General features: G+C 67.3%; 6 protein-coding genes. All 6 read right to left on the bottom strand.

Features of this window, described 5'->3' with window-relative positions; all coding sequences use genetic code 11:
* Positions 1-45: 45 nt before the first annotated feature.
* From trxA to FR728_RS14620, 6 genes are read right to left on the bottom strand one after another with little or no spacing between them, the layout of a single operon-like run.
* Entirely contained in the window at positions 46-408 is a 363-nt protein-coding gene (trxA, locus tag FR728_RS14645) for a thioredoxin (protein WP_377176346.1), read from the bottom strand.
* Between the two features lie 41 nt (positions 409-449).
* Positions 450-3983, bottom strand: coding sequence for a double-strand break repair helicase AddA (gene addA, locus FR728_RS14640; protein WP_149893484.1), 3534 nt, complete (start codon positions 3981-3983; stop codon positions 450-452).
* On the bottom strand, positions 3980-7135 hold the full coding sequence (addB, locus tag FR728_RS14635) for a double-strand break repair protein AddB (RefSeq protein ID WP_149893483.1): 3156 nt from the start codon (positions 7133-7135) through the stop codon (positions 3980-3982). The genes addA and addB overlap by 4 nt, the downstream gene beginning before the upstream one ends.
* A gap of 3 nt (positions 7136-7138) precedes the next feature.
* Positions 7139-7873, bottom strand: coding sequence for a nucleotidyltransferase family protein (locus tag FR728_RS14630; protein ID WP_149893482.1), 735 nt, complete (start codon positions 7871-7873; stop codon positions 7139-7141).
* 16 nt (positions 7874-7889) lie between these two features.
* Positions 7890-9434, bottom strand: a complete 1545-nt coding sequence (gene tsaE / locus FR728_RS14625; protein WP_149893481.1) for a tRNA (adenosine(37)-N6)-threonylcarbamoyltransferase complex ATPase subunit type 1 TsaE — start codon at positions 9432-9434, stop codon at positions 7890-7892.
* A gap of 16 nt (positions 9435-9450) precedes the next feature.
* Entirely contained in the window at positions 9451-11814 is a 2364-nt protein-coding gene (locus FR728_RS14620) for a PAS domain-containing sensor histidine kinase (protein WP_149893480.1), read from the bottom strand.
* Positions 11815-12127 lie beyond the last annotated feature (313 nt).

Raw genomic sequence — 12127 nt, 5'->3', positions numbered from 1 at the left:
GCTTGCGTACCCGGTTTCTGCAAGGGTGCGCGGCCGTCCGGGGTCTCAGAGGGCGCTCTTGATCCAGTCGGAGAGCTTGCCCTTGGGGGCTGCGCCCACCTGGCTGGCCATCGGCTCGCCGTTCTTGAACATGATCAGCATCGGGATGGAGCGCACGCCATACTTCATGGCGGCATCCTGGTTCTCGTCGATGTTGATCTTGGCGATCTTCACCTGACCGTCGAGCTCTTCGGAGAGTTCTTCCAGAGCCGGGGCGATCATCTTGCACGGGCCGCACCATTCAGCCCAGAAGTCCACCACGACCGGGGTGTCGGAATTCAGGACGTCGGTCTCGAAGCTGGCGTCGGTGACCTTGTTGGTAGCCATGATCTGTCTCTTTCGCGATTGATCGGGGGTGACGGGGGTCACCTCTCGTGTTGCGCCGAAGGTAGGAACCCGGCGGGGATCCGTCAAGATACGGGGTCTGCGCTGCGCAGGCCCGCAAGCGTCTGATCAAGAAGCTCGGGAGCGACCTCCATGAGGCTGGGACCGACCGTCCAGAGCAGGGCGGCCCTCACCGGGCGGTCGGGATAGATGCCGCGCAGGAGCCTGCGATAAACGGCCAGCTGGGCGCGATATTCCAGCGAAATGCCCTCCGGGGACTCGGGCGGAACCTGATTGGTCTTGAAATCGATGATCAGGATCTCGTCGTCGCGCACCAGAAGCCGGTCAATCTGGCCGGAGACGGCCATGGTTTCCCCTCGCGCAGTCGTGATCGAGCCGACAAGGGACACCTCGGCCCGACCCGCCGGATCGAACAGTGGCGCCAGGTCCGGCGCGTCCAGAATGGCGCGGATCTCGCCCAGAAGGCTCGCCTCATGGTCCCGGAACTCTTCGGCGAGACTGCGGGCGATCAACCGCTCTGCCGCCGCCATGCGATCGGCCTCGGGCAGATCAGGCAGGACTTCCAGCAGCTTGTGCATCAGGCGCCCGCGTTCCAGCGGCCAGTTGCCCCCGGCCCGGCGGGTCGCCAGCCGGGTGAGCGCGGGCACCGGTTCCGGTCCATCCTTTTCCTCCATGGCCTCGAAGGCCTTGGAGGGCTGGAGCCGGGTGCCCCTGACGAATGGGGTGACCGGGGTGCGCAGCCAGTCCGGCAGATCGACGGCATCCGTTGCAGTCGACGGGGCGGCGGCGCGGTGTGCCGCGACGGGTGCATCAGCAGAAGCAGGCGCATCGGGCGCGGCCGGATTGTCCGGCGTCTTCTGCCAGCGCCAGGCCACGACCTCGCCATCGGGTGCGAGGATCTCGCGGGCCTGCGGCCGCAGGGCCGTTTCCACCAGCGAATACCAGCATTCCTCGTGGGCGCCGCGGGCGGGTTGCCAGCCGCAGACGATCAGCCGGTCCTCGGCGCGGGTCAGGGCCACATAGAGCAGGCGGCGGTATTCCTCGCGCTGGCCCTCGCGCAGGGCTTCGAGACCCTCTTCGTGCAGGGGCAGCCGGTCCGACTTGCCCGGCAGCCACAACAGGGCGGGCGGGGACATGCCATGAGCATCGCGCGGGAGCGGCAGGAAGGCCGGATCATGCTGGGCGTGGACGGGGGCCGCGCAGGTATCGACCAGAATGACGATCTTCGCTTCCAGACCCTTGGAGCCATGCACGGTCATGATGCGGACCATGCCCTTGGAGTTGGAGAGCTCGCGCTTGATCTGGGTCGGAGCCGCCGCCATCCAGGCGAGGAAGCCCTCCAGCCCCGGCGTGCCGACCTGCTCGAAGCTCATGGTCAGGGCCAGAAACTCGTCCAGCACGTCATCCACTTCCACGCCGAGGCGCTTGCGGAAGGCCTTGCGGCCGCCATCTCCGGCGAGCAGCCTGGCGTAGAACTCGAAAGGCGGCATGAAGTCGGCCCGGGCACGCCAGGTTTCCAGCTTCTGCCGGGCCTCGAGCAACCTGGCGCTCGTGTCCGACTTCTTCAGCAGCGACTGCCAGAGCGTGCCGGCGCGCGGCCGCTCCGGAGTCTCGCGGGCAATCTCGATGAGGTCGTCGTCGGTCAGGCCGAGCAGCGGGCTCTTCAGCACCTCCGCCAGAGACAGGTCGTCCTCCTGCAGCAGCAGGAAGCGGCCCAGCGCCGCCAGGTCCTTGACCGCGATGTGATCGGTCAGCACCAGACGGTCGGAGCCCGCGGCGGGCACGCCCATCTGCTTGAGCTCCCGGTTCAGCACCTCGACGAAGGGACCGCGCTTGCGCAGCAGCACCATCACGTCGCCCGGGTCGGCCTCCCCGCGCTCCATCCAGCCGCGAATGGTGCGGGCGATGCGGCGGGCAACGCGCACCATCGGACTGTCGCCGCCGATACGGTCGAGCGGCTCACGCCAGTCGCCCGGCTCCTCGATGATGGCGGGCTTTTCCAGCGGCCACAGGTCCACCACGCCGGGATCGCGGCGGATCGCCTCGTGCACCGGCGCCTTCAGTTCCTGGGAGAGGCCCTTGTGGGCGGAGGCTGAGGAAAAAACCGTATCAACCGCACCCAGCACGTCGCCGGTGGAGCGGAAGGAGAGCTGCAGGTCCACCGAATGGAACAGGCGCTCGGCCTCCTCTGACCGTCTGGCGAAGCTGCGGCGCATCTCGTCGAAATAGGCCGGAACCGCGCCCTGGAAGGAATAGATCGACTGTTTCTCGTCGCCCACGGCGAAGATCGTGCGCAGGGTGTCACGGGCGCCGGTGCCGGTGAAGAACTCGGCGGCCAGCGCCTGCACCACCTGCCACTGGCGCGGCGAGGTGTCCTGGGCCTCGTCGACGAGAATGTGATCCAGCCCCTGATCCAGCTTGAACTGGACCCACTGGGCGGCCTCGGAGCGCGACAGCATGGTCGCCGTGCGCACCACCAGATCCTCGAAGTCCAGGAAGCCCTGACGGGTCTTGGCCGCCTCGTAGAGGTCGATGACCGCATGGGCCAGGGTCAGCAGTGCGGCCGTGCCGTGCCAGGTCACGACCGAGGCCCGGCGGGCCAGCAGATCCAGCAGGCGCTGCTGTTCGGCGGCAAGCGCCTCCACCATGGCAGGGTAGGCCTCTGCCGTCTTGGCGGTGACCAGCTTCTTGCGCGGCGACAGATCCTTGGTGAGGAAGACCGGCAGCCAGAGGGCGGGGAAGAGATCGGGCGTTCGCGCGGCGAAGGCTGCGACAAGCGCCTCGCCCTTCTCGATGTCCGTCTTGGTGCCCAGCGCCAGAGCCTCGCGATAGGCCTTGGCCGCGTTGAGATCGATGGGGCATTCGAGGAGGATGCGCCGGTCGAGGTCCTCGACCGTTTCCTCCGGATCCACGTCGAGATCGCGCGCGAGGGACTGAAGCGCGGGCGCCAGCCCTCCGGCATCATCGAGCCACAGGCGCAGGGCGTCGCGACCGGAAATGAGTTCGCTCAGGCCCTTGTCCAGACCGCCGTCGGACATGAGCGCGATGATGGTGGCCAGCGCCCGGCCATAGGGGCTGGCGGGATCGGCTTCCGCCTTCTGCAACACCGCAGCGCGGGCCTCGGCCATCAGCTCGCCGGCGATGCGCTCGTCCAGCACGGTGAAGTGGCCGGCCACATTGGCTTCCAGCGGAAACTGGTGGAGCAGGGCCTCACAGAACCCGTGGATGGTCTGGATCTTGAGACCGCCCGGGGTTTCGAGCGCGCGGGCAAAGAGCCGACGCGCCATGGCGAGACGGGCCGCGTCGGGGCGGCGGCCCTCGATGTCCTGCAGCTCATCAGCCAGACGCTCATCTTCCATCGTCACCCAGTCGCCGAGGATGCGGAAGACGCGGGTGGCCATTTCGGCCGCAGCCGCCTTGGTGAAGGTGAGGCAGAGCAGGCGCGAGGGATCGGTGCCTGCGAGCAGCAGGCGCACCACCCGCCGCGACAGGACGAAGGTCTTGCCGGAGCCGGCATTAGCGCTCACCCAGGCGGAGGCCTCCGGGTGGGAGGCCTTTTCCTGGCGCTCCCGCGTGAGGCGTGGGATCTCGAAACTCATTCCTCGCCCCCTTCGCCGACGGACCATTCCTGAACGCGCGCCAGATGGTCGTAAGCCCCGCCGACATTGCCTTCCATCATCACCCGCGCCCTGGAGAGATAGCCGTTGTCCTCGTTGGCGTAGTGGGCGACCAGCGCCTCGAGCCGGGCATAGGCCTCATCGGCCAGCTCGCCGAGATCCTTGTCCTTAGGCGTCCGGGGCACCTCCAGCAGCGGATCGGACCCTCCCTTCAGCTGTACATAGAGCAGCTCGGAGATCGGCAGGGTGGACGGCACCCCGTCAAACCCGCCGCGGGCAATCATCGCGGCTTCCAGCGGCAGCTGCGGCGCGAGAAGGGTTTCCACCTGCTTCATGGAAGGGGCCTGCCCGGTCTTGTAGTCGAGCACGGAAATGGTGCCGTCGTTGAGCAGATCGATCCGGTCGGCACGACCGGTGAGCCGGAACTCGACGCCCGGCAAAGCCAGCTCCAGCCCGCCGGAGATCTCCAGATAGCGCTTGTCCAGACGTCCGGACCGGCGCCCTTCGAAGGCGATGAAGGCCTCGGCGATACGCAGGAAGCGCGGCCACCACAGGGCGCGGATCGCGGGGAAGGCATCGAGCGTCGCGAAGTGCCGCTCGCCCACCTCGACCAGACGCGCCAGGGCCGCCGCGTCGAACGGGCCGGTCCAGCCCTGCAGGAATTCGGCCAGGGCATCGTGAATGATCGTGCCCTTTTCCGCGGCACCCGGTTCGCCGCCGATGGGGTCGACCGGCTCCAGCCGCAGCACGTGGCGGGCATGGATGGCGTAAGGATCCCGGACCAGACGTTCGATCTCGGTGACCGAAAGGCGCTTGGGCCGGGCCGCCAGCGGCGGCTTCGGATTGGGACGCTCGGCAGCCCGGACGCCGCCGGCCGGCTGGTCCAGACGGGCAGCCAGCGCCAGATGTCGCGCCCCACGGGCCGTCATTTCGTCCGCGACCTCAGGCCCCGAAAGCGTCAGCAGGCGCTGCAGCCAGCGGGACATGACCGTCGGCGCGCCATCGGCACGGGCGGAGCGGGAGAGGATGACCCGGCGCGCGCCAAGACCTTGCGCGAAGTCGTGGGCCGCAGCCCCCAGACGCCGCTCCGGCGGCTCCAGACCGATATCCTGCTTCATGGGCCGGTTGAGCCAGGGATCGTTGCGGGTGCGCTGGGGCCAGACGCCCTCATTGAGGCCGGCGAGGATCATCAGGTCCGGGGCCTGCAGGCGGGCCTCCATCGGGCCCAGGATCTGGACCCGGGGGTCGCCGGGAAGGCGACGGCGAACGGAGACGCTGGCCATCAGCGCCGGCTGGACACTGGCCCAGTCGGAGGCCTTGATCTCGAGCCCCGCCGGATCGGCTTCCAGCAGGCTGGCATAGAAGGCGGCCAGCGCATCACCGGTCTCGCCGGTATAGAGCTCCGCGTCGGACCCGGTCTCGTCGCGGGCAACGCGGGTCAGCATCTCGACCTGTGCTTCCGCCAGACGGGTGACGGAGAGCAAAACGTCGTCCCCCTGCAGGTCCTCCAGAGGGGCCAGCGCATGGGCGAGCCTCGCCACCAGGTCGAGGAGCACGTCCCAGTCGTCGTCGTGGATCTTCTGCCAGCGCGCCACGCGGGCGGAACTTGCCTGAAGCTCCCGGCTGGCCAGCACCGCCTCGCGCAGACCCGAGGTGCCGGGCCGGGCGCGGGGCCCGCGCAGCACGCCGCGTTCCAGGGCACGCGCGGCCGAGCGCACATCCTTGAGCGACAGGCCGAGCCGGCAGAGCGGATGCTTGAGAAGGGAGAGGAGATCGATCGGGTCGCAGCCGTTGCTGGCGAGCCTGGCCGCCAGATTGGCGAGGATCGCAGGGGGCGTTTGATCGAGCGGCCGGCCGGCACTGTCGTCCACCTGGATCTTCCAGCGGGCAAGCTCCACGGCCACCCGGCGCGACAGGAGCCGGTCCGGCGAGACGAAGGCCGCCGTCTCGCCGCGCTCGACCGCCTCGCGCAGGGCAATGGCTGCGGCCAGCGCCTCCTCGGCCTCGTTACGGGCGACCACCAGCTCCACATCGGCGAGCGCGGCCGAACGGCGGGTCACGTGGAAGGCGCCCAGAAAGGTCATCCAGCCATCGGAGGTCTCGGCCGGGCGCATGGCCTCGGAGACCAGGATGTCGCGATCGGCCAGAGCCGCAACGGGCGCGGCTCCGAGATCTGCCACGTCCTCCCTGTCCACCTCCAGCCGGTCGAGCAACTGCTTCAGGCCATATTGTGGATGGGCGGGAACGCTGCTGTCCCGCTTTCCCGTAGCGCGGGCCGGTGTCCGACTGCCACCCAGCGCCTGCCAGGAGGCGGCATCGAGGTGACGATCCAGCCCGGGCAGGACGATCACACCCTGGGGCAGGCCTGCGACAGCCTTGAGGAAGCGGGCCGTCGCGGGCACCGAACCGGTGACCCCGGCAACGATCACCGGTCCGGACGGCGGCGTCCGCTCCAGCTGCTCGGCCGCCTGCCGGATGAGGGCGGAGCGGCGGGCCTTGGCGTCCATCATGCCACGCTCGACCAGATAGGCCGGCCAGCCCTGCTGCACGATGGCGAGGAAATCCAGGGTGATCTGCCAGTATCGGGCGTGATCCTCGGGCACGAGGGACGCCAGATCGCTCCAGTCCGCCTCTTCCGTCTCGATCTCGTCCATCAGGGCCGCCAGATCACCGGCTAGCCAGGCGGCATCAGCGGCGGAGGCCGGCACGCCGAGCGGTTCGTCGGACTTCAGGTCCAGCACCTCGCGGCGCAGCGCGCCCTTCCAGGCCAGAACCAGCCGAGTGAGCGCCAGATGACGCTCCATGGACGGCATGGCGGGCGCCAGCGCATTGCCGTCCGCGCTCGCATCGGCGCGCAGGGTCAGCTCGTCCTCCTCCACATCGCCGATGGGCAGGATGCGCGGCAGCAGGACGGGCTTGCCGCCGAAGAGCTCCTGAAAGATCTCGGGCAGCAGGCGGGCGGCACGGCGGGTGGGCAGGTAGAGGGTCGCCCGCGACAGCTCGAGCGGATTGGTGCGCGGGCAGAAGCCGGGCACCAGGTCCCCTTCGACGAGGCGGGTGGCGAATGTCCTCAGGAAGGGAACCGACGGGGGAATGGAGAGGAGACGGGATCCGGACTTGCGCTCATCCGCCATGGATCACGCCGCGCTTTCAGCGACGGCGTATTCCGCGGCGCGGATGGCTTCAGGCGTTCCGACATGCAGCCAGATGCCTTCCATCGTCACCCCGAAGAGGCGTTCTTCCTCGATGGCCTTGTCGAAGAGACGGTTCATGGAGAAGGCCCCCTCCGGCGCGCCTTCGAAGAGGCGCGGATGGAGAATGGTGACGCCTGCATAGGCAAAGGCGCTGACGCCCCGCTCCTTGCGGCGGGTCAGCCGGCCGTTCATGTCCATGTCGAAATCGCCGCGACCGGCGTAGCCGACCGCATTCACGGTCTCGGCCACCAGCAGGAGCGCATCCATGCGGCTCTCGTCCCAGGCGTCGATCATGTGCTCGAGGTTCGGCTTCACCCCCTCGATCCAGTAGGCCGTGTCGGAGTTCATCTGGAAGAAAGGCTCGTCCCCCAGAAGGGGCAAGGCCTTGCGGATGCCGCCACCGGTTTCCAGCAGCGCGTCCCGTTCGTCCGAGATCAGGACCTCCATGTCGCGGCGGCGCTTGACGTGCACCTCCACCAGGTCGGCGAGATAATGGACGTTGACCACGCAGGTCTTTACCCCCGCTGCCGCGAGACGGTCCATGCCGTGATCGATCAGGGACTTGCCGTTGACCTCGATCAGCGGCTTGGGCGTCGTTGCCGTCAGGGGACGCATGCGCTTGCCGATGCCGGCAGCGAGGATCATAGCCTTGGACGGACGAAACGGCTTTGCCGACATGGAACTTCCCACTCCTTCAGACATCAGCCCCGGTTGCAGGGCGATGGATTTCAAACCAGCGCTTCAGCTCCGACAGAACAGGATCGGCCAGCGCCCGGTCAAGATAGGCATTCATGCGTGGTAAATGGTTCAGATAGACCGGTTTCCCATCGCGGCGGGCCAGACGGACAAAGATGCCGAGGATCTTGGTGATGCGCTGCGCGGCATAGACCGCATAGGCACTGCGGAATGCCTGTGCATCGAAGTCGGCAGCCTGTTCGGCCCGAATGACCAGATAGGTGTCGAGGAGCTCCCTTTCCAGATCGGCGGGTACTTCCACACGGGCGTCGAAGAGGAGAGAGCCGAGGTCATAGGCCGTCGCGCCGATCACCGCATCCTGATAGTCGATGAGCCCAAGACGGTCATCGCCGCTGCGGTTTCCCCGCCAGAGAAGATTGGGGGAATGGTAGTCGCGCAGGGTCCAGCCGGTCTCGGCCCCGGAGACCCGGTCGAGGACATCGCCCCAGAGCCCGACGAATTCGGCCCGCAGATCTTCTGAGGCCTCGGCCCCGGAGACAAAGGGCACGTACCAGTCGAGGAAGAGGCAGACCTCGGCCAGGAGAGCGCGGCGGCTGAACACCGGCAGCCTGTAGGCCGAACCATCGGGCAAGGTCACGGTATCGGGGAAGCTGCGGCCATGGAGATGGGCCAGAAGCTCGGTTGCTGCACGGTAGCGTTCCGGCAGCACCTTGCCGTCCGCATCCAGCACGCCGTCGGTGCCCAGATGCTCCAGCAGCAGAAGACCACGCTCGAGATCCATCGCCCGGATTTGCGGCGCGCAGAAGCCCTGACGCCGGAGCTCCTCTCCCACGGCCACGAAGGGGCGCACGTCGCGGGCCAGATGCACGATCTGGGCGTAGCTGTTCTCGTCCGCCTGTTCGCCGACCACATAGAGCGCCGGGGAGTTCATCAGCACCTGGCTTTCGCCATCCAGATCGATGCGCTCATAGGCCCGGGCCGAGGCATCGCCCTTCAGGAAGCGACGGGAGGCCTGTCCGAAGCCATTGGCCCGCAGGAAGGCACGGATCTCCAGCGAGCGGGAAAGCCCGGACAGATCGAAACCGCCCTGCCCCTTGATCCGTGCCTCGCGGGCATCATCCTCCGCACCCGTGAGGCTGATCCAGAGCCGGCAGGCGGGCAGTTCGCCCTCGCCCATCTCGGGCCACTCGACCAGCGCCACACCGGTCTCGAGCATTTCGTCGAGGCCGAGCTCCTGCAGTTCCTCCGGCACTTCCACCCGGTAGAGATCGAAATGGGACACCGTCAGCCGGGGCAGCTCGTAGGTCTGGACCAGAGTGAAGGTGGGGCTCGGAACCTCGAGGTCCGCGTCATCGGCAACCGCCCGCAGGAGCGCGCGCGCCAGGGTCGACTTGCCGGCGCCCAGATCACCGGACAGGCAGACAAGATCGCCCGGCGCCAGACAGGCCGCCAGATCCTCCGCCAGGGCGATGGTCGCGCTTTCGTCGGGAAGGGAGATGCAGAAATCCGGGTCGTCGACGGCAGCAGCGGGCGTCTGGGACATGAAGGTCTCCGAAAAACTATTCGGCCGCGACCTGGCTGCTGGCCTTGGGCGTCGCAGGGAAGGTGCAGGTCACCGTCGTGCCCTCGCCTTCCCGGCTGTCGATGTCCACCTGACCGCCGTGCAGCTCCACGAAGCTCTTCACGATGGACAGGCCCAGACCGGCGCCCTGGCGCTTGCTGCCCGTATCGTGACCGACGAAGCGGTTGAAGACCTGGGACAGCACATCCGCCGGAATGCCGAGACCGTGATCCTTGACCACGAAGACCACGTCATCCGCAAGCCGGTTGCAGCTGACATCCACCACTCCGTTCTTCTCGGAATAGCGAATGGCATTGGCGATGAGGTTGAACAGCACCTGACGCAGGCGCTTCTCGTCGGCGATCATGGTGCCGATATCGTCCGGAACGTGAGTCTGGAGCAGGATCTGATCCTCCTCCAGCCGGTCGCGCAAGCCTTCGACGGCTGCGGCAACCGTGGCCGCCACATCGATCTCCGCCACGTCGAGCTCCATGATCCCCGCGTCGATGGTGGCGAGATCCAGGATGTCGTTGATAATGGCCAGAAGGGCCGAGGAGGACGACAGGATGTAGTTGGCGTATTCGTCCTGCTTGACCGACAGCTCGCCGAATTTCGGATTGGTGAGCAGCTGGGCAAAGCCGATGATGTTGGTCAGCGGCGACCGCAGCTCGTAGGACACGTGCTGGATGAAGGCGTTCTTGAGCTGGTCGGCTTCTTCGAGCGCCTCGTTCTTCTCCAGAAGGGCACGCTCCACGTTCACGCTGTCGGTGACATCGACGAAGGTGACGAGCGTGCCGCCATCGGGCAGCGGAACGGTGACGAAGTCGAGAACGGTGCCGTCGTAGCGCTCCATGCGGCCTGCAGCCTGGGTGCGATTGTCGAGCAGGCCCGTGACATTGCGCACCAGCTCTTCCCAGGCAAGGCGCTCTTCCTCGCCCAGCGTGCAGGCGGCAACCACCTGATTGATATGGGGCACGCCGTCGAGCTGTTCGGGGTCCATCTGCCAGATCTGACCGAAGGCCGGGTTCCACAGGCGGAGGCGCCCATCGGAGCCGAACACGGCAACGGCCTCGGACAGGTTGTCGAGGGTCTCGCCCTGCACCCGCGCCAGCGCGTTGTAACGGCTTTCCAGATCGATCTGCTCGGTGACGTTCTCGTAGATGTAGGTCACGCCGCCGTGCGGATTGGGATTGGAGATGACTCGCAGGGTACGGGCGTCGGGCAGGTGCCACCAGTTTTCCTTGGCTTCCAGGGACTGGTAGGCCTCGAGCATGTTCTTGCGCCAGCTGCGATAATCCGCCTGCTCGGGGATCTTGCGGCCCGAGCGCAGCGCGTCAAGGATGGCGCCGTCTTCCGGATTGCTTTCCAGGAAGGCGGGATCGAGGTCCCAGAGCTGACGATAGGCGGCGTTGTAGAACTGGAGGCGGCGGTCGGCCCCGAAGATCGCCACGGCGGTCGCCAGCTGGTCGAGCGTCCGGCCGTGGAACTCCTGAGCCCGCGACAGCTCCTTGCGGACCTGTTCCAGCTCGCTGATGTCGATGGCGAGCCCGGCGCTGCCGACGTTGGCCGTCACGTCGGTGACTTCGAAGACCCGGCGCTGACCGGCGGCGACCAGCGGAAGGCGGGCGCGGAAGCAGCCATCCTCGTTGCGTTCGCGGCGCATCGCATCGCGGCCGGCGGCGTCCATGAAGGCCGAGCCTTCACGCACGGCGGTGGCCGCATCGGGCGCATCCACGGCCTGGGCATAGGCGCGGTTGGCCCAGATCAGCGTGCCTTCCGCATCGCTCTGCCAGGCGGGGGCCGGCATGGCGTTGAGGAGGGCGTGCAGCATGTGCAGCTCGCCGGAGATCCGGGCGTTGCGGGCAGCGAGTTCGGCCTGCATCCGGCGCTCGCCGGTCAGGTCGCGCAGACGCAGGACCACGGCGCCGCCGGTCGTGCGGCCGGCCGCCTCCACATAGCTGCCGACGGCGGTCTTCAGGGTGACGCAAAAGGTCTCGCCGGACGTGAACAGCCGGTCGAGGCTGTTTTCCAGATCGGCGGCGCATTTGGAGGTCAGCCAGGAACCGAAGGCCAGCAACTTGGAAGGTGCGCGCGGCACACCGCTCTCTTCGGGCAGGATGCCCCAGATCTGCGGCGGCTCGCCGTTCCCGGACCAGACGATGACCCGCTGCTCGTCGGTGTTGAGAATCGTTTCGAGGCGATCGAGGCCGAGATTGAGCCCGGCGTTCTGGCGCTGCAGCCGGCTGAGTGCCTGGGACGACTTGCGTGACTGGCGCAGGAAGGCAAGGCCCGCCACCACGGCAAAGGCGCAGACGCCGCCGAACAGGCCCACGGAAATCATGGCACCAGCATCAATCGTCATGTCGGTGAGCAGGGGGACTGTCGTGGCGGCGGCCGCCTCGACGCTGCGGCCGAAGCAGATCGAACCGCCGAGAGCCGTTAAGGTTAACGCCCTCTGAATCCGTCCCCGCCACGCCGCGCCGCCGCGCGCGCCGTTCAAGCCGATAACCGGCATTTCCACGATCCCCTTAAAGCCGCCTGACCCCGGTATCCCCGGTCGGAACCAGGGACCGAGCCTCTGACCCCTGATTCGTTAAAACCATAACCTTTTTGGGAATCCCGAAGAAGAGTCAGTTTCCGAAAAGTTAACGAGATCCTTCAAATTGAAGAATCCC

This window comes from Roseibium aestuarii (assembly GCF_008477545.1).
In the GTDB taxonomy this organism is placed as follows: Bacteria; Pseudomonadota; Alphaproteobacteria; order Rhizobiales; family Stappiaceae; genus Roseibium; species Roseibium aestuarii.
The sequence above is the reverse complement of the archived record's forward strand: the minus strand, read 5'-3'. Positions and strand labels throughout refer to the sequence as shown.